The sequence below is a fragment of the Flavobacterium branchiicola genome (assembly GCF_018383905.1).
GTDB lineage: Bacteria > Bacteroidota > Bacteroidia > Flavobacteriales > Flavobacteriaceae > Flavobacterium > Flavobacterium branchiicola.
In genome coordinates this window covers 209148-228838 of the sequence record NZ_JAGYWA010000008.1, presented here as the reverse complement: position 1 = coordinate 228838, position 19691 = coordinate 209148, and the positions used below count along the sequence as shown (strand labels likewise).

Genomic DNA, 19691 nt, shown 5'->3' with positions numbered 1-19691 from the left:
AAATTCTTTTACGACCTTCCTTTTAAAGACCTCACTGAAAGTTTGGGGAGGCAATGGATTTTTAGAATGTTTTCTTTCTGTTGACATAATTGCATCTATTATAGTCAACTTTTTTCAGGACGAGACAGAACATAAAAAAACCGAAGCAAATCGCTTCGGTTTTTTTATGATGATCAATTGTCTTCGTAGTGTTCTTTAATTTCTTTCAGGATCTCATAGACCACATCACTATTTTTTTCTTTATATCTTCTGGCCCAAAAACTATAAATCCAAGTGGTATTCAATTTTGAATTATAATCCGGATTACTATCATCACTTTCGGCATTTGCGTCGGCATTTTTACTTATTGAACTCAACGTGTTTTCAGATGCATATGACTTTAAATTGTCAAAATAATATTCAGGAAACTCTTTTTTTGCACCAAAAATCATTGTTTTATAGATTTTATCTAATGTTTGCTCCGGATCTTCAGTTTTGTAAATATCATCATGGCTGCTTATTAAGATATTTACAGTTTCATTTAAACTTGAATCGTAGTAATTTTTCTCAGATAAAAAAGCATACAACAACATATTATAACTATCAAATGTGCTTCTGATTTCTTCTGGATTTCTGCGTATTTTATTTACGATTTTATTTATCTCATCGTATATTTCATAGTAGAAACCTTTTTCAGCAGCTTTTCTTATTCCTGAAAATGACTTTCCTTTTTCTAAAGCTAAATAATCTGACAAAAATAGCTTCGTTAAATCCTGAACTTTTGCATCATCATATTTTTCATCATTAAATAGATTCTTAAAATATCCTTCTGTTTCAACATCAGGAAAACTCATTTCGCTAAAACCATAATAATCAGATTCAGGTTCTTCGCCTTCACCCTCGCCTTCACTTTCTCTTGCATTATCGCCAACTGTTTCATCTACCACTGCAACATCTTCTGGCAAGGTATCAATTTGAGAATCATCTCCTTTAAACAAGCTAGTAATTCTTCCATATAAACTATCATGATTATAAGAAGTCACCCATAAAGATGCGCTTGAAGCCAGAAATAAACATCCTGAAAAAATAATCGCAGAAATTAGAATCATCAAAATCCCCAAAAACTTTGTTATTTCATTAATTGAATCTCTTACTCGTAGCAAAAGCCCAATGCTTAAACTTGAAATAATCAAAACAATTAGCGAAGAAAAAAAATCAAACATAAAACCACCATTTCTAACTCCGAGCTCGATATCTGAAGACAGACCAACAATAGCGACAATAAAAGTTAAAACGCCCAATATGATATATATTAAAAAAGAATTCTTCCAGAATTTGTCATTTGGAGTCTGCTCATTTATTTCATCGGTAGTCGAATCTGAATTAAGAACTCCAACTATCATTCTTTGGATTAGTATAGAAACTGCAGCTATAATTAAGGCCGAAGAGCCAAACACTACTACCAAAGCTGTTTCAATCTTATCATAGTCTGAATAATAGTAACTATTGAAGATAAAACTACCAAGTAATATTATTATAATTTGAATTATGATGACTATTTTATATGACTTTATCATTCTTTTATTTGTTATAGTGTTCTTTTATTTCATTTAAAATAATCGCAATCTCTTTTGCATTTCCTTCATGATTTCGTCTAGCCCAAAAACTATAAAACCAGATCAAATCGGCATCATGAAACTCACCATCATTTGTTAATTTATAATCACGGAGTTTTTTTATGGTTTCATTAGAAAAATCATTTTCAAACTGCGCAAAATAGCCTTCCATAGTTGGCCCTTCGGCATCAGCAGCTATATCCATAGCTTTATAAATTTCTTCCAGTTTTTGATTATCTCCACCAATATCTTCGTATGTTAAAAGCAGTCCTTCAATGATTTTATCAAAATTGGATGTTCTATAAATTTCGGGCGAAATAATAGTATAAGCTACAGCACTATAATGCTCAAATCCTTCATAAAGTTCGTTAGGATTATTTCGCAAATCGTCTATATACTGAACAAGATAATAGTGGTTATTAACTGTAATATGATCGTCTAAGCTTCGTTTAATAAAAATTCGAACATCATAAAAATCATATTTCCCCTGAATACCGCCCCATTCATCAATAAGCGTATTCCATGACGAAACCAATTTAGATTCTTCTTCCGGATCTGCTTCTTCTTCGCCCTCATAACTTTCCTCATATTCGCCTGTTTCTTCTGTATCGTTTGCTGAAACCTCTCTCGACTCTATTTTGTACTTGTATCTATCAGAAGCCTTCATGAATTCAGTAGCAAATACGGCTTCAGATCCTAATGCTACAAAAGCTACAAAAAAGCCGAAGACAAAAACAATTACGCCCATCGTCTTATTGGTTTTCCAGTAAATTCCTGTCGCCAATAAAAAAGAAGCCAGCAATAAACTTAATATTACAACAAGTAACGATCGCAGAAAAACCAGGTTATAAAATAGCACGGCCTGATTTACAACAAATGGATCTTTTTGAGAAAGTGCTACAGAAAAAATAGAAATGATTAGCAAAAAAAAGACATTGCTGTAAAAAGCAAACTTCCAAAAGTTTCTTTCACGAATCTGCTTTTGAGTATCAGCTTCATTTTCCTCTATATTTTGAGGTTTAAAAAATAAGCTCAAAAGAGCAACAAGGCAGGATATTATAAAAAAGAGCAGCGGAACTGCATGCCCATAATTAAATTCATACGGATGAAGTCCTCTAATATTGAGAAGTTTTTGACTTCTGAAATTCATAAACATTAAAATTCCAAGTAAGAGAACCGGAATAAATTGAAGTAGTAATACAGTTTTAAAAAATCTTGTTTTTTTGTCCATAATTGGTCTTAGTGGTTTTGTAGGAAATTGCCCAAAACTATTAAAAAAATTTTAACATTTAGTCTCAAAAACTCATTTTTTAGACAGAAAATATATCGAATTTTAACTTTTGAAAACTAAGTCTATATTGTCTTGATTTACAGTTATTTCTGATGCTTAAAAAATTAAAAACAAAATTTCATATAAAAACCGAAGCTAACTACTTCATTTTTTATAGGTTCAAAAAGTTTGTCATTTCGACGTAAGGAGAAATCACACGAGGGATTCGACAAAGTGTGGCGAAGTTCTTTGCGGAGTTTCGTGTGTGATTTCTCCTTACGTCGAAATGACAGAATTGTAAAAAAACCTTTGTCAAAGTTTTAAACTTTGACAAAGGTCAGATCACATCGTTACAAGGGTCAAAGAATTTTCAAATTATCTAATTATCTCATTAACAAATTTTCTAATTAAAAAAACTCAATCCTTTTTATGTTGTTCCGTATAATTTTGATTTCCTTTAATTCTGGTATCTTCGGTGTGCATTCCGTTTGCCATTCCGAGCATGAAAGCGGTCATTATTAAAATAATTTTTCGTTTTAACCAATGAGTTAGTGGTTTAGATTGCTCTAAACCTTTTTTATTGTTTTGTTTATACATTTTGAAAATGATAAATGATTAGACATTATGAATCATCTTATGCCGTGAAACAGCATAAATGCTCAGAAAAAGAACTTTCTTAAGCTATGTCTAAACTTTTTTTGAAGTTGCCTGAAGTAATTATTTCATTTACAAAAACCCATTGTGATATAAATTCATTTATATCATATTGAAGGTTTTTAAATAATTGCAGCAAAATAGTAGTTTGAAAACAAACAATTTTTTCAATCTTAAGACATTTTAAGAATCTTAAAAAAGAAAATTTCTCAACCAATTTTTTTCGATTGAAAACATAAACCCGAAGGCTTTTTAAATCTATTTCTTTTCTTGAAATAACAAAAGAAGACTGATAATATTCTGGAGAATTAGATTGAGAATACAAAATACCATCGCCCGCCATTACGACCAGAGCAACAAAAAGGGAAATCAGGTATTTTAAATGGTTTTTCAAAATCTATTTTGGTTTCTTAAAGTATTCCTTTACAATATTAATTCTTTGTTTTTAATTATAAATCAACTTTCAGTTCTTTTCTTATTTAAAATCAACAATGCCAATCCCGAAGTAAAAACCATACAACTCAGAAGCATCCAAATTCCATCTTTCAAAACAAAAAAAGAAAACCCCACAACAACAGAACCGACAATAACCATCAAAGATTTTACGGTTTCCGTTTTTATAAAATTAAAGGCATGTAAAGCCAAACCAACAAAAAGTAAGGATGGACCAACGACTATAAACGGATAAAAAATCAATGGAGAAATTGTAATTTGATGGCTTAACGCTTCTTTTGCGATTTCGTTATTTCCATAACTTGACAATAGAAAATCGATTGTACAAAGACCAATATGTGCGATAACACCTAAAGTTGTCATAATTGAAGCGACTTTATTAATCTTCGTTTTAGGAAACGCGTTATTAAACGAAAATAAAAAACAAGCTCCAATTAAATTGAACCAATGTGCAAAATCTATCGATTCGCTTAAATTGGGTATAAACCCTGAAAAAAATAAATAACTAACTAAAAAAAGTACTAGTCCGATCATACAAAAGTGTTTTGTTTTCATAATTTGTTTTAAAATTGATGAAGCAAAACTAAACGAGAAAGTTCTCCGAAAGTCTTATTTCACAGACTTTGGTACAAAATAGATTGTTTTAGGTACGAAATTTACAAAGCCAATAAAACTTCTTTGTAATTTTTAGAAACCGGAAGTTCGATTTGAGTTAAAATGATTGTATTTGGGTTTCTCCAGGATTTAAAATGCGATGGATTTATTAAATGTGAACGATGAATTTGCATTAAAAAATCAAAATCATCTTGCACTTTTTTAAGCGAAGACCTAATTAATTTTGACCGAAGTTGGTCGTTTTCTAAATAAAAAATCTCCACATAATTTTGCGCATTCGTAATACAAACCAAATCGGCTTTGTTGATTTTTAAAACGTCTAATTTGTTTTCACCTTTAATTAAAAGTATGTCTTCTTTTGTCGGAATCAGTTTTATTAGATAAGTTCTTGCGAGAATAATTACAGGCGTTAAAATCAAAGCAACTTTGATAAATATTATATTAAAAAACTGCCCAAAACTATAACCTCCGTTTAAAATAGGGCTTTTGTAATACGCATAAATACCAATTAAGTAAATGAAATAATAAAAAAGAAGGCTTATGAATTCTCGTTTTATATTCCATTTTTGAATTTTATCGTAAACCATTTTTTGAAGAAAAGCGAGAATTGCATAACAAACAAAAGCCAACATGCTAAAACCAATACTGATTAAAAGCCAGGACTGAAAGTTTACAGTTCCATCATCAAACGGTTTTATGATAAAAGCGAATACAAAAAGCCACAAGCTTATAAAACTTGCAATTGTTAAATGATGTTTTATTGATGGGTTTAGTTTGTTCATATTTATTCTCTAGAAATCGTAAACTTATTATGACTCAAAGTAAAACCCAGATTCTCATAAATCGCAACGTTCTCTACTCGCTTTTTGTTTGTAGTAACTTCAATGCTTTTTAGATTATTTTGCTCGGCATATTCTAAAATTTCATCTACCAATTTTCTTCCAACGCCTTTTCCGCGATGGTTTTGATGAATAAAAAACTCCTGAATCTCGCCAACCAAACCACAATGATGCAGTAAATTCTGCGTATGAAAACTAATAAATCCTAAACCTTCCGTTTCGTTTTCTGCGATTAAATAAACGTTTTTTGGGTTTGAAATATTTTCATTGAATATTTCTTTGAATACTTCAAAATCTAAAACTTCATTTTCGAGTTCGCAGATTACTTTGTAGACGAAATCCAGGTCTTGGTTTCTAATTTTTCTGATCTTAGTCTTTGAGTTCATACTCTATAAATTAATCTAAACGGTCAACCATTCTAAACTTATAAACTTATCACAATCATCTTTCATATCTGAAGCCCAATCAATAAGTATTGCAGAACCTCCTTCTTTAATTTCATTTCTAACCATATCGTAAGTCTCTTTGGCATCGAAAGGCCCTTGTCCAGCTAATTCAAAAACGATATGTTTTGTTTTAGAAAATGTTGCACATAATGAAAGAAGTCTCTTAGAATTCCAGTGAAGTTCATTTATTTTTGTCTTTTTATTAATCCACGGATTTTCATAAATTTTCTGGATAAATTTACTTTCTAGATTTGCATTTTTCTTTAAATATTCATCAACTCTAACTGGAAAAAACAAGCTTCTAAATTTTGATTCTTTAAAATAATCCACATAAATTAACGACTTAGTCACAATTACATTTTCATTTTTTATTTTCCCTGTAAAAATATGAACTAATTCTGTTTTGAGGTTTTGAAAATGAGCTCCTCCATACAGAAATAAAACAACCAACTCTCCTTCTCTCAACTCAAACGGAGGTATATAATATTGTTCTGTTTTTATTCCTTTGCATTCTATTAATAACTCTTTCATTTTATCTGAATAGAAAATCTGTTAAATAACTTTCTGATTTCAAGATTACACAATTCTAAATTCAAAACCAATTCAAGAGTCAGAAAAATTGTATTTTTACTGCTTTAAAATAGTTTTAGAAATGTATCGCACAAGCAAAACCTTGTTTTGTACAGAAACTAAAATTGTAAAAGAATTTTAAATATCTTTGAATTATGAGCACAGCACCAAAACCCAGACATATCGGTAGAAATATAAGCCGAATAAGAGAATTGAGAGACATGAAGCAGGAAGCGCTTGCACAGGCAATTGGTACAACCCAGCAATCTATCTCGATTATTGAAGGAAGCGAAAGCGTTGATGACGAAAAACTAAGCAGAATTGCAGAAGCTTTGGGAATTTCAGCCGAAGCAATTAGAAACTTTTCTGAAGAAGCGGTTTTTAATATTATGGGAAATACTTTTGACATTGAAAATAACAATGGTTCTTCTGTAATAAGTTACGGATGTACATTTAATCCTTTAGATAAACTTCTTGAAACAATTGAACTGAATACAAATCTTTATGAAAGATTACTTCAGGCTGAAAAAGACAAAGTTTCTTTTTTAGAAAATTTATTAAATAAGAAATAATCTCTGCGATAATATATTTATAGAAAAACCGAAGCTTTATTGGCTTCGGTTTTTTATTTTTTAAACAACAATACCTCAGATTTGTCATCTCGACGTAAGGAGAGATCACACTAGAAACTCCGCAATCAAAATCGCCAATCTGTGCCGAGCTCCTTGTGTGATCTCTCCTTACGTCGAGATGACAAGATTGACGCATATTAATCTTTGTAACTTCAATAAAATGCCAATCTACAAATTGCAAATTAATACTAACTAATTATTCAATAACATAAATTAATTGTGGAGCGCCTGCATCGTGTTCTGCAACGGCAAAATAAAATGGTTTTCTCAGATTTAGTTTTTCAAACAAGTTTTCTTTATTAGCTCTTTCAAACAACTTATTTATTTCGTTTAGAGCTGTGGCTTCAAACAGATCATAAATATTATTGACCTCAATAAAATCATCAAACTTTTTTTCTTCTCCCTGTATATTCTCGGTCAAATGATATAAAGTAGGTGAAACAAAAGCGGGCAAGGAAGAAATATTATCTAAATATTCCATTCGTTCCTCTATTATTTTAAACTCTAACGATTCAAAACTTGAATCATCAAATTCAATAGCATAAGCTTCTAGCTCTCCACCATACAAACCTCCGTGTTCAAAATAAATCATATTGAAACTTTTATCAATATCATTATTATATTTTTCGGAAAGCCAATACTTCTGAATATTAGTTTTTAAGTCTTGAAACATTAAATCAATATGTTCTTCTCGATCCTGATCTTTCCATAAATTATAAAAAGCCAGATAGGTTTCATTTTCTGATTCTTCTAAATCTTCAGTGACAATTACCTTTGCTTCATTTTCAATTTCTTTTAATTTTTCAATAATTGAATCATTAAATTTTCTCATATTAATTTTACTTTAAAAATGTATGATTAGTGCAACAATATAATACTAAATATCAAAATAAAGAGCCCTAGAAATTGTAATTATAACATCAAAACCTTCATCTTAAAAACAAAAAAACCGAAGCTATCACTTCGGTTTTTTTTATGTTTCAAGTTCTTTATTCTTTTCCTTCCAATTCTATACTAAAATGCCATTCATGTTTATACCAAACCTTTACATCTTCAAGAGTAGTTTTTTCACTTACTTTTGCGTCTCCACTATAGCCTGAATTAAAACAGAATCCAGAACCACTTAAAGTGTTTCCAGGACTACTTGCTGTAACTCCAAGTGATTCACCATTTACGAGATACCACTGAAAAACGTATGTTTTACCTGCTTTCAAGTAAAGGTTTAATTTTGTTAAATCAAAAGGAATAAATCCCCCAGGAAAATCTCCTGAAACTTCTGTTGTTGTAGATGCCAATAAATTCAAATTTTCATCTCTAATCATTAACTTCAAAGTAACTGCTTGGTTATAAAATGTTTTCGTTTCATCATATTTAAAACCCTCCCTAAGATTAATGCTAAAAACCGAAGGCACTAAATTTTTCTCTAATACAATTTCTTGTCCTGTACCAATATTTCTGTCGAAAGCTTTTATGCTTGGTGCATTTGTTCTGTTATCGCCACCAAACCATTTCCATGCATTAGCATCTGAACAGGTTTCTTTTTTTTCAAGATTCATGTATTCCAATTTAACCTGATATACTTTTTCTAAACCAGTTTCAGATTTTACGGTATAGGTTACCGGAAGAGAATAATCTTTTATAGTTTTAGGATCTGGTGAAATTGAAGCATATTTTGAAAACTTCAAATCGATATTCACATTTTTTAAATCAATAAATTCAGGAACTCTTTTGGTAATCATCCCTGTTTCATGATTCATATCTGCACCTAAAGAAAAGTCCTTTTCATTAATATTAAATACTAAAATAAAATTCTGAATACTTGGTTCTCTGCTTATAGCAACATTAACTGTTCTTTTATCTCCATTTTCGGCCGTTACCAATAATTGAAATGGAGCACTAATCGATTTTATTGTAGCAGGATCTGGTGTTATTGTTGCTCCTTTTGAAGCTAAAACTTCCAGGTTTATATTATTTAATTCAAAATCACTTTTTACTTTACCTACAATAGAATCCTTCACTAAAGTAAAATTTTGAGTCATACCATCTTTTGTTATTTTAAATGATAGGATGTCATTTTCGCTACTTAAAGGAACATCTTCTACTACAGCACAGGAATTGAGAATAAGAGTAAACAGGAATAAAATTGCAATTTTGTAAGTTTTTAATTTCATTAGTAGGTTTTTGGTAAGGTATTTCTTTTTAAAGCATGTCAGATGTAAAACCCTCCATAACAGATAGTTTCACAAGGGACAAATATTAACAATATTTTTCAAAAATCTTTACGGGAAACCGTATTCTGCTTTTAATTTTAATTATCGAAGAAGCAACTAATTCAGTAAGTCAAAAATCCCAAACAAATAATAAAACTTTAAGAATTCAATTTTACGTTACATGCTTAAAATATGTAATTTTGAAATTCGAAGTTCAAAAACAATATAATTATGAAATATCATCAAATAAACAGTGCCCTTTTTGTAAAAAATCGCAGAAAATTTACGGCAGAAATGAAACCTAATTCGGTTGCCGTTTTCAATTCAAATGACATTTACCCAGTTAGTGCCGACAGTACTTTACCTTTTGCACAACATAGAGACATTTTTTATCTAAGTGGTGTCGATCAGGAAGAAAGTGTTTTGCTTTTGTTTCCGGATGCGCCTTATGAGAGTCAAAGAGAAATACTTTTCTTAAAAGAAACTAACGATCATATCGCAGTTTGGGAAGGTGAAAAACTAACTAAAGAACGTGCTTTTCAGGTTTCAGGAATTAGAACAGTTTATTGGTTACAGGATTTTCATAAAGTTTTGAACGAAATGATGACGTATGCCGATACAATGTACATTAATACAAACGAACATTACCGTGCTTCTGTAGAAACAGAAACTCGTGAAGCTCGTTTTGTAAAATGGTGGAAAGAGCGTTATCCTGCACACAATGTTGCAAAAAGTAACCCTATTTTACAAAGAATTCGTTCTGTAAAAGAAAGCGAAGAAATAGATTTGATTCAACAAGCTTGTGATATTACAGAGAAAGGTTTCCGCAGATTATTATCGTTTGTAAAACCAAATGTTACAGAATACGAAATCGAGGCCGAATTGGCGCACGAATTTATTCGTAACCGTTCTAAAGGTTTTGCTTACACGCCAATTATTGCTTCTGGAAACAATGCCAATGTTTTACATTATATCGAAAACAATCAGCAATGTAAAGAAGGAGATTTGATTCTTTTGGATGTTGCCGCTGAATACGCAAATTATTCAAGCGACATGACAAGAACGATTCCGGTTTCAGGACGTTTTTCTGATCGTCAGAAAGCGGTTTACAATGCTGTTTTAAAAGTTAAAAACGAAGCTACAAAAATGCTTACACCAGGAACACTTTGGAAACAATATCATGTTGAAGTGGGTAAAATCATGACTTCGGAATTACTAGGTTTAGGTTTACTGGACAAAGCCGATGTTCAGAACGAAAATCCGGAATGGCCTGCGTACAAAAAATATTTCATGCACGGAACTTCTCACCACATGGGATTGGACACGCATGATTACGGATTGCTGCACGAACCTATGAAAGCAAATATGGTTTTTACAGTTGAGCCGGGAATTTATATTCCTGCAGAAAAATTCGGAATTCGTCTTGAGGATAATGTTGTCGTTCAGGAAAAAGGAGAACCTTTTAATTTAATGCGCAATATTCCGCTTGAAGTAGATGAGATTGAAACTTTAATGAATGAATAATTTCATAATGAAAAAGATTTTTCTTTTCGCTTTATTAATCCTTGCCGGAAACACTTTTGCACAAACAGAAGGTTATGCAACCAACAACGATTCGAGTAAAACGTATTACAAAACATTCGGAAAAGGCGAACCGCTTTTAATTATCAACGGTGGTCCGGGAATGAACTGCAATGGTTTTGAAGAGATGGCGAAAGTTTTGGGCAAAAATCAGCAAACGATAATTTACGACCAGAGAGGAACCGGAAAATCGAAACTGGAAATTACAGATTCTAAAACCATTTCGATGAAGTTAATGGCCGATGATATAGAATCGCTAAGGAAACATCTTAAAATCAAGAAATGGAATATTCTGGGACATTCTTTTGGTGGAATGCTGGCATCTTATTACGCAACGATTTATCCGAACAGTATTAACAAACTGGTTTTATCGTCTTCTGGCGGTGTTGATTTGACTTTATTAAAAAGCCCAAATTTAATTGAGCGTAATTTGAATAAAGTGGAAAAAGACTCTTTGGATTACTGGAATGATAAAATCCAAAAAGGCGACACTTCTCATAAAGCCAGTTTAGGCCGCGGTAGAGCGATGGCGCCGGCATATGTTTACGATTCAAAATATATTCCTGTAATTGCCGAAAGATTAACTCAGGGAAATTCTAAAATAAACGGATTACTTTGGGATGATATGCAGAAAATAAATTTTGACTGCAAAGAAAAGCTGAAGTCTTTCAAAAAACCTGTTTTAATTATTCAGGGAAAAGAAGATGTTATTAGCAACGAGATTGGAGAAATTGGTCATAAAACGTATCCAAATTCTAAACTTATTTTACTGGAACATTCTAAACATTACGGATGGCTGGATGCAAGAGAAAAATATTTTTCGGACATTAATTCTTTCTTAAAATCATAAAATATATAAAACGGCTTTCAGAAATGGAAGCCGTTTTTTTAACCATATAAGTGATATAAGTTCATTTAATTTGATCTCTATAACTTATATTTTTGACCGAAATGAACTTATATCACTTATATAGTTTCTCAATTATTACCTTTGTATTTTACATTTAAAACATCATTTTGAAACATATTCTATATAAAAACACCAAAATATCTTTTACAGATTCTGGCGAAGGAAGCGCAATAGTTTTACTTCATGGCTTTCTGGAAAACAAAAAAATGTGGAAAGATTACGTTACTCTTTTCTCTCAAAATCATCGTATAATTACAATTGATTTACTAGGGCACGGAGAATCAGATTCTTTGGGTTACGTACATGAAATGGAAGATAATGCAGGTGCTGTTCAGGAAGTTTTAAAATCCTTAAACATAGAAAAAGCAATTATTCTAGGGCATTCTATGGGTGGTTATGTTGGTTTGGCTTTCGCCGAATTATTCCCTGAAAACATTAATAAACTAGTTTTACTTAATTCGACTGCTAAAGAAGACACTGCCGAGAAAAAACTAAACAGAACACGTGCTATAAAAGCAGTAAAACAAAATTCAATCAACTTTGTAAGCTTGGCGATTGGTAATTTATTTAGTGAAAACAATAGAATTCGTCTTGCCGGTGAAATCGAAAAAGTAAAAGAACAGGCTTTAAAAACACCTTTGCAAGGAATTATAGCATCGCTGGAAGGAATGAAAATCAGAAAAGACAGAGAAAGTGTTCTGCACGAAAATCGCTTTCCTGTTTTATTGATTTTAGGCAAAAAAGATCCTGTTTTAAATTACGAAGACAGTCTGCAACAAATTGAAGATACAACAGCAGAATTAATAACATTTGATGATGGACACATGAGCCATATCGAAAACAAAGAAGAGCTTCAAAAAATTCTTTTAAACTTCTTTAATTAAAAATATAAACTTTATAAATCAGAAAAGGCCATTTCGAATCTACATCAAAACAGCCTTTTCTTTCTTTTTTGTTGGGGCAAAAAATCGTATAGTTTATCAAATCACGTAGTGATCATAAAACATTTTAAGTGCGCCAAAGATATTTTAATTAACATAATTAGGCGATAAACACGTGTTAAAAAACAGTCCAAAACGGTGGTTTATGTCAGTTTTACTTATCACTTAATTAATGTGGTTTTTAAAAAGAAAACGTATAAAAAAAATTAACAATAATAACAGATTCATTTAAAAACATAACATTTCACTTAAATATATTTAATTTTAAAATCTACAATTAGAGGTTAATCTTCATTTAATAAACCATTTACAACTTAAAAAACGACTTAATCAAAGACAGAGCTTGTAAGATACCCTTTTTCAACCAGTTCTGTTTTTTCTTTTATCTGATGCGTTTTTCCATCTTTTATCAGCACCAATTTATTTGCGATTTTTAATACATTCTGATAGTTATGGTCCGTAACAATAATTCCTTTTTTGTTTAAGCTACCTTTAATCATTTCGTTAACATTGTCGATCATCAACGGAGAAAGTCCACTGTATGGTTCATCCAGCAATGCAAACAAAGACGAATTCCAGAGCACGATTTTTATTTCCAGATAACGAACTTCACCAGTTGATAAATGTCTCACTTTTTTCTTCAAAAGCCCTTTGATAAAATCATCTTCACAAAAGCCATATCTATTTTCATTATCAATTGCTAAAGAAATCGCTTTTTGCACCGATAAATGATTTGGAATAAACCGATCCTGATCCAGATAGCTAACCTCATTCATCAATACATTTTTAGTATTTAAAGAAACCGAATTAATTCGAATACATCTATCGCTAACAGATTCCAGTCCGGCTACAATTTTTAATAGTGTAGATTTCCCAGAACCATTTCGTCCTAATAATCCAATAATTTCAGAAGTTTCACATTTTAAATAAACATCTGAAAGTATTGTCCTTTCCCCAAATCTCTTCTGGATTCCGCTAATTTCTAAAGTATGTTTTTTCAAAACAATTTCCTTTTTAAAAAGATTATCAAACCAAATAAAATCACGGTGCAAAAAGTCATAAAGTAACTGAATATCAAAAGCTGTATTTTAGAAACACCGTTATTAACATAAAACAAATAATCGTTTTTGCGATAAAACTCCTTGAAACATACACTTGCCAAAAAGCCAAAACTCAGAAAAAAAATAAAGAAATAATCAAAACCACCGAAGAAAACAGCAATTATACAAACAAGCAAATTAACTGTCAATGTCGTTTTAAAAAACTCAAATATGTTCTGCAGCTTTCTGATCATTATTTTATTTTTTCTTCGAATGGAATGTTCATATCAAAAATCTCCTTCAACAACAAAACAATCTCTTCTATATAGTTTCGCAAGATCTCATTGCTCACCACTATATCCAGATCTTTTTCTTCTTTAAAACCAAAAGGCAAAAATCCCGATTTAAGATTTTTAAACGAAATAATTCCAACTTCTATTGGAGTACTCCCAGCCTTTTCTTCAAACATAAACGCATATGCTAAAACCTGAATAATTTTATCGTTTTTAAGTTCCTGTGTTAAACCATTCCACGATTTAAGTATAACATTGTTTTTTTCTACTTTTCCGGTCTTATAATCGATAATTCTTATTTTCCCGTTGCGAAGTTCAATCCGGTCAACATTTCCTTTAATAAGAACCGGAAATGGCAAACCTGGATGTATTAATTCACGTTCATAAGTTTGTTCCAAAGCAATAATCTGAATGGCATCTCCATTTTTAATGGCTTCTAATTCCATTTTCAAAAAATTAGAAACATTTCGTTTTGCCACTTCAAAAGCCAAAAGATTACGGCCTTTTTTTATTTCACCTTCTTTATAAACCAGCTTAAATTGTTTGAGCACTTCATTATCCAACAAAGCAAAACAGCTGGTAATATCCGATTCAGAAATAAATTTCCCGACAAAAGGTTCATACAAATTTTTCAGAGTTTCATGTATAATAGTACCAAGTGTATTAAGGGCAATATTTTCTTCAACCTCTTCTACTTCACGAATACGAAGAATTTTTTGGAAATAAAAATCAATAGGATTTCGAATATAACTTGTCAAAGCCGAAGGAGAAAATCCAGCTACGGCAATTTCTTTCAGCCTAACCATTACAGCTTCCGATTTTGGAATTACAATTGGTTCATATGCTGTATTTGGCAAAGCAGGATTATAAACATCAAAAGTTAAATTGTGTTTTGATTTCTTTTCGACTTCCAGTTGTGTAATAAAACGACTTCGTTCTCCAGCATCCAGTCCATCGTTTTCAGTATTATAAATCAAATAAATATTTTTGGCTCTTTGCAATAAATGATAAAAATGATAAGTATAAATTGCATCCTTTTCCTTAAAAGTAGGAAGTCCTAATTCTCTTTTCACATCATATGGAATAAACGAATTTTGCGATTTTCCTGCCGGAAACTTACCTTCATTCATAGAAGTTATAATCACCGTTTCAAAATCAAGCACACGACTTTCCAGAACTCCCATAATTTGCAAACCTCTTAAAGGTTCACCTTCAAAAGAAACTTCTGCCAGATCTATAATTTGCTTATATATTGCATGAAGTGTTTGAATGTTATTGATATGTGTATGTTGAGAATAATAATTAATAAGCTTATTTATTACTTTAAAAACGGAATACACAAAGGATTTAGCAATTTTCTCATCTTCATTATCATTACTAAAATTTCCTTTAATCTTAATTAGAAGTGCCGAAAAATTTTCAAGAACATCTATTGCACTGCCATCCCACTTTTTAAATAATAATTGAAACAGCTCCGATGGATTTTCATTAAGCTCTATTATTTTATTATGTGTGATAAATGTGTAATTATTCTCTTTGATTATTCTAACCAAATTATGTGTGTTTGCATAAGGCGCAACTAATGGATGTGTTAAAACACTTAGAACATCTTTATAATAATACACATAACTTTCGCCCTTACGTGAAAGCGCATTCGTATGCATTTTAAACAATTGGGCGACTAAAATTTGAGAAGGATTATTTTTCCCCGAATATCCCATTGTTATATTTAAAGCTCCAACTGAGGCTGGCAATGAATATAAAACCGGCATCAATAAATTTTCTTCTCCTAATACTATTGCTACCTTATCTAATGATGAATTAGGATTCTCATTTATAATATTTTCTACAATACTTCCTGCAATTTTAGCTTGTCCAATTGTTTTTGGGGTACCAATAACCTGAATATTTTTTGATTGGGAAAAATCATCTACAATCCATTCGAAAGGATGTGATTTATAATGTTTCCAGCTTTCCTTAAAACGACGAACAAAAAGTCCGGCATCATGGTAAGGGTCATTTAAAAAAGTCTGATCGGCATCCCAATAAATTTTAGCTAAATCTAAAGCCAATAAGTGCTGTACAATTTTTTCTTCAGCGGCATTTAATGCATTAAATCCAGCAAATACGAAATTATGACCTGACACAGCATTTGAAAAATGATTCAAATTATTAACCGCCTCTCTATAAATCAGTCCCTGATATCCGATTGATTTACTTAGTAAATGATCATAAAGTGACTCATAATAAAGCGGCAAAAGTTTCCAGAAATTAATATAATTTTCTAAAAGTGTAGTTTTGTTTTCTACTTCTATTCCCCATCGTTTTATATCCTCAATATCTTTCAGATAAGACAAAACATGTAATGGATCTAAAAGATAACGATCAATCTCATTAAAATCCTGCAAAAGTGTTTTTGCCCAATTGGCAAACAACTCAAATGATTCTTGATTTTGTTTTTCGGTTATAGATAAATAGACATTATAAAATTCGAACAAAAGTTCGATAGGATCTATTGATCTTACTGATGCAACATCTTGAACAAAATCTTCAATACTAATAATTAAAGGCGAAATAATTGTTTTTGAAGTTTCTTTTTTAAGTGCTTCTATTAAAAAAACTTTAGCTCTTTTATTCGGCAGGATAATAGTAGTTTCAGCAAGTTTATTCGAATAATCCTGAATTATTACCGTTGCAATTTTTTCTAAAAAAGAAGTATTTATCATTTTATAAAAATAAAAAAAGCCATTCAATTAAGAATGGCTTTTCAGTTTTATTTACAAAGTAAATTATAGTTTACCTTGGTATTTAGAACCAATATGTCTAATTTCAGTTCTTCTGTTTTGAGCTTTACCTGCAGCAGTTTTGTTACTTGCAACTGGTTTAGAAGATCCAAAACCTTTAGCTTCTAAGTTATCAGCGCTAACTCCTCTTTCAATTAAAGCATTCATTACAGCGTTTGCTCTTTCTTGAGAAAGTTTATCGTTAATTTTAGCTGAACCTGTACTATCTGTGTGTCCTTCAATAGAGAATTTCGCATTTGGATAGTTTTTAAGGATTTCTTTAATAGCATCTAATCTAGCTTGAGTTTCTTTGTCTCCAGTTTTGAAAGTAGCTTTTCCTGAGTTAAAGTAAACCGCTCTAGCTTGAACTTTAAGATCTTCTAAAGCTTCAGTAGTTACTTCAGGACATCCTCTGTTACTAGCAGGACCGTAAACTGTAGGACAATCGTCATCTTTATCAGCAACACCATCTTTGTCAGCGTCTAAGAAAGGACAACCACCGTTTTCTTTTGGACCAGCAACTGTAGGACATTTATCGTCTTTATCAGCGATTCCGTCTCCGTCAGTATCAGGACAACCTTTTAAAGCAGCTAAACCAGCAACATCTGGACAAGCATCATCTTTATCAGCAATTCCGTCTCCGTCTGTATCAGGACATCCGTTTAATGCAGCTAAACCAAATACATCTGGACAAGCGTCAGAAGCATCAACGATTCCGTCTCCGTCAGTATCAGGACATCCGTTGAATTGTTTTAAACCAGCAACATCTGGACAAGCATCGTCTTTGTCATAGATTCCGTCTCCGTCAGTATCTTTACCTCCGAATTTGAAAACTAAACCTGCAGTGTGTTGAAAGTGAGATGGAGCATCTGGAGTTCCATTAGCATCTTGTCTATCACCACTTACAGCCCATTTGTATTTTGTACCAAGTTCAAGACCAATTGCATCTGTAAACCAGAAAGTAACACCAGCACCTGGGTTAACAGTTCCGTAACTGCTATCTCCAAAGAAAGTATAACCTCCACCAACAGATAACGAAGGATCGATTATTTTAGATTTGATTAATTCCTGGAAGCTATATTTAACACTAGCATCAATTCCGTAATACATCAAATCTCCTGGATTTGTAACAACATTCCCTCTTGAATCATGCCCTGGAGCTTTTGGATCAAAAGTAACATATTTATCAATTTTGTTTACAGAACCTTGTAAACCAACTGAGAAACCATGTCCAACATATCTATTTACACCAATGTAAGATAATGATGGAAGGATGTTCCAATTGTCTTTTACAGCGAATGGCTGAGAAAAGTGTTGATCAAAAAATCCACTTCCAGCACCAGAACTAGTTCTAGTGTCAACGGCATTAACTCCAAAAGAGATAGCCCATGGATTGTTACTGTCTTGCGCGTGAGAACTTAAACCCATCGCCATCATCACAGCAACTAAAAGTTTGTTAAGATGTTTCATACTTAATTTTTTTAATTACAATTTAGTTAATTACAAGCAAAAGTAACACCAAATTTTTTAAATACAAAATGAAATGTTAAAAAAAACCTACAAAAATTTCAGCAAAGTGGTAATTATATAACTTTTAACATTTTACCGACAACTGTAAAGGCATTTATCGCCTTATCCAGATGCTCTTTTGTGTGTGCTGCCGACAATTGAACCCTTATTCTTGCCTTTTCTTTTGGAACTACCGGAAAAAAGAAGCCAATAACATAGATTCCCTCCTTTAAAAGTTCATTTGCCATGGTTTGAGAAAGCTTAGCATCATATAACATAACAGGTACAATAGCCGAATCCCCATCTATAATATCGAATCCGGCTTTTTTCATACCATCTTTAAAGTAATTCGTATTCCACTCTAACTTATCTCTAAGAGAAGTGTCTTTTTCTAAAAGTTCAAATACCTTAATAGAAGCCCCAACAATAGCAGGTGCCAATGAGTTTGAAAACAAATAAGGTCTTGAACGCTGACGCAACAATTCGATTATCTCTTTTTTAGCTGTAGTATAACCACCCATTGCTCCTCCAAGGGCTTTACCTAATGTTCCTGTTATAATATCAACACGCCCCATTACACCTTTTGCTTCAAGAGTACCTTTTCCTGTTGCACCAATAAATCCAGCTGCATGACATTCATCTACCATTACCATAGCATCGTATTTATCTGCCAGGTCGCAAATTTTATCTAAAGGTGCAACAAGACCATCCATAGAGAAGACTCCATCGGTAACAATTAATTTAAAACGAGTTCCTGCCTCATTTGCTTTTATTAATTGTTGTTCTAAATCGGCCATGTTATTATTCTCATAACGATAACGGGCTGCTTTACACAAACGAACTCCATCTATAATAGAAGCATGGTTTAAGCTGTCTGAAATAATTGCATCGTTTTCACCTAGCAATGGTTCAAAAACACCACCATTAGCATCAAATGCTGCTGCATATAATATAGTGTCTTCTGTACCATAAAAATCTGCGATCTTTTTCTCCAATGTTTTATGAATATCTTGCGTTCCACATATAAAACGAACAGATGACATTCCGAAACCATGTGTATCCATAGCATCTTTAGCAGCCTGAACCACTTCTGGATGAGAAGAAAGACCTAAGTAATTATTTGCACAAAAATTTAAAACAGTTTCACCTGTCGAAATTGTAATTTCCGCTCCTTGCGGCGAAGTAATCACACGTTCTTTCTTAAAAATTCCGTTTTCTTCAATTGTTTGCAATTCATTTTGCAAATACTCTTTTATTTTACCGTACATTTTTTATTTATTTAAAACGTTAAAAATTAACAATTTAACATAGTGCCAAGCCCATTAATTCATTAACATCTGATTAATTTTT

Annotated in this window: 19 protein-coding genes; 5 read left to right on the top strand and 14 right to left on the bottom strand. The window is 31.7% G+C overall.

Going from position 1 to position 19691, the window contains the following annotated elements:
• On the top strand, nucleotides 1–199 hold a 199-nt coding region (locus KHA98_RS20145; RefSeq protein ID WP_213259732.1), incomplete at its 5' end, for a hypothetical protein.
• Here the strand turns inward: KHA98_RS20145 and KHA98_RS20140 are convergent.
• The 8 genes from KHA98_RS20140 to KHA98_RS20105 form a co-directional block, all read right to left on the bottom strand.
• On the bottom strand, nucleotides 174–1556 hold the full coding sequence (locus KHA98_RS20140; RefSeq protein WP_213259731.1) for an MFS transporter: 1383 nt from the start codon (nucleotides 1554–1556) through the stop codon (nucleotides 174–176). The two genes, KHA98_RS20145 and KHA98_RS20140, sit on opposite strands and share 26 nt — an antisense overlap.
• 4 nt (nucleotides 1557–1560) lie before the next feature.
• The gene (locus KHA98_RS20135) at nucleotides 1561–2826 is read right to left on the bottom strand and encodes a hypothetical protein (protein WP_213259729.1); all 1266 of its coding nucleotides are present in this window, start codon (nucleotides 2824–2826) and stop codon (nucleotides 1561–1563) included.
• Between the two features lie 456 nt (nucleotides 2827–3282).
• The gene (locus tag KHA98_RS20130) at nucleotides 3283–3462 is read right to left on the bottom strand and encodes a hypothetical protein (protein ID WP_213259727.1); all 180 of its coding nucleotides are present in this window, start codon (nucleotides 3460–3462) and stop codon (nucleotides 3283–3285) included.
• A gap of 79 nt (nucleotides 3463–3541) precedes the next feature.
• Nucleotides 3542–3913, bottom strand: coding sequence for a hypothetical protein (locus KHA98_RS20125; RefSeq protein WP_213259725.1), 372 nt, complete (start codon nucleotides 3911–3913; stop codon nucleotides 3542–3544).
• Between the two features lie 62 nt (nucleotides 3914–3975).
• On the bottom strand, nucleotides 3976–4506 hold the full coding sequence (locus tag KHA98_RS20120; protein WP_246522453.1) for a hypothetical protein: 531 nt from the start codon (nucleotides 4504–4506) through the stop codon (nucleotides 3976–3978).
• 122 nt (nucleotides 4507–4628) lie between these two features.
• Nucleotides 4629–5369 (bottom strand): LytTR family DNA-binding domain-containing protein, encoded by a 741-nt coding sequence (locus KHA98_RS20115; protein WP_213259721.1) that lies wholly within the window; start codon nucleotides 5367–5369, stop codon nucleotides 4629–4631.
• Between the two features lie 2 nt (nucleotides 5370–5371).
• The gene (locus KHA98_RS20110; RefSeq protein ID WP_213259719.1) at nucleotides 5372–5812 is read right to left on the bottom strand and encodes a GNAT family N-acetyltransferase; all 441 of its coding nucleotides are present in this window, start codon (nucleotides 5810–5812) and stop codon (nucleotides 5372–5374) included.
• A gap of 15 nt (nucleotides 5813–5827) precedes the next feature.
• Nucleotides 5828–6403, bottom strand: a complete 576-nt coding sequence (locus KHA98_RS20105; protein WP_213259718.1) for a hypothetical protein — start codon at nucleotides 6401–6403, stop codon at nucleotides 5828–5830.
• Between the two features lie 194 nt (nucleotides 6404–6597).
• Between KHA98_RS20105 and KHA98_RS20100 the strand changes: the two genes are divergently transcribed.
• Nucleotides 6598–7014 carry a helix-turn-helix domain-containing protein gene (locus KHA98_RS20100; protein ID WP_213259717.1) on the top strand — a complete coding sequence of 139 codons (417 nt, stop codon included), beginning with the start codon at nucleotides 6598–6600 and terminating at the stop codon, nucleotides 7012–7014.
• 256 nt (nucleotides 7015–7270) lie between these two features.
• Here the strand turns inward: KHA98_RS20100 and KHA98_RS20095 are convergent, their stop codons facing one another.
• Nucleotides 7271–7906 carry a hypothetical protein gene (locus KHA98_RS20095; protein ID WP_213259716.1) on the bottom strand — a complete coding sequence of 212 codons (636 nt, stop codon included), beginning with the start codon at nucleotides 7904–7906 and terminating at the stop codon, nucleotides 7271–7273.
• Between the two features lie 157 nt (nucleotides 7907–8063).
• A complete protein-coding gene (locus KHA98_RS20090; RefSeq protein WP_213259714.1) occupies nucleotides 8064–9245 on the bottom strand; it encodes a DUF5018 domain-containing protein in 1182 nt (393 codons plus the stop codon).
• Between the two features lie 270 nt (nucleotides 9246–9515).
• On the opposite strand from KHA98_RS20090, the gene KHA98_RS20085 reads away from it, so the two are divergent.
• The 3 genes from KHA98_RS20085 to KHA98_RS20075 all read left to right on the top strand — a co-directional run bounded on the left by KHA98_RS20085 (nucleotide 9516) and on the right by KHA98_RS20075 (nucleotide 12659).
• A complete protein-coding gene (locus KHA98_RS20085) occupies nucleotides 9516–10808 on the top strand; it encodes an aminopeptidase P family protein (protein ID WP_213259713.1) in 1293 nt (430 codons plus the stop codon).
• Nucleotides 10801–11715, top strand: coding sequence for an alpha/beta fold hydrolase (locus tag KHA98_RS20080; protein WP_213259711.1), 915 nt, complete (start codon nucleotides 10801–10803; stop codon nucleotides 11713–11715). Before KHA98_RS20085 ends, KHA98_RS20080 begins: the two co-directional genes overlap by 8 nt.
• A gap of 167 nt (nucleotides 11716–11882) precedes the next feature.
• Complete coding sequence (locus KHA98_RS20075; RefSeq protein WP_213259710.1) at nucleotides 11883–12659, top strand: alpha/beta fold hydrolase; 777 nt, start codon at nucleotides 11883–11885, stop codon at nucleotides 12657–12659.
• Nucleotides 12660–13042: 383 nt separating this feature from the next.
• On the opposite strand, the gene KHA98_RS20070 is transcribed toward KHA98_RS20075, so the two are convergent.
• The 4 genes from KHA98_RS20070 to kbl all read right to left on the bottom strand — a co-directional run bounded on the left by KHA98_RS20070 (nucleotide 13043) and on the right by kbl (nucleotide 19609).
• Nucleotides 13043–13717, bottom strand: a complete 675-nt coding sequence (locus KHA98_RS20070) for an ATP-binding cassette domain-containing protein (protein ID WP_213259709.1) — start codon at nucleotides 13715–13717, stop codon at nucleotides 13043–13045.
• Between the two features lie 292 nt (nucleotides 13718–14009).
• A complete protein-coding gene (locus KHA98_RS20065) occupies nucleotides 14010–16775 on the bottom strand; it encodes a PD-(D/E)XK nuclease family protein (protein WP_213259708.1) in 2766 nt (921 codons plus the stop codon).
• A gap of 63 nt (nucleotides 16776–16838) precedes the next feature.
• Nucleotides 16839–18302 carry an OmpA family protein gene (locus tag KHA98_RS20060; protein ID WP_213259707.1) on the bottom strand — a complete coding sequence of 488 codons (1464 nt, stop codon included), beginning with the start codon at nucleotides 18300–18302 and terminating at the stop codon, nucleotides 16839–16841.
• A gap of 113 nt (nucleotides 18303–18415) precedes the next feature.
• Nucleotides 18416–19609, bottom strand: a complete 1194-nt coding sequence (gene kbl / locus KHA98_RS20055) for a glycine C-acetyltransferase (protein WP_213259705.1) — start codon at nucleotides 19607–19609, stop codon at nucleotides 18416–18418.
• Between the last annotated feature and the right edge of the window lie 82 nt (nucleotides 19610–19691).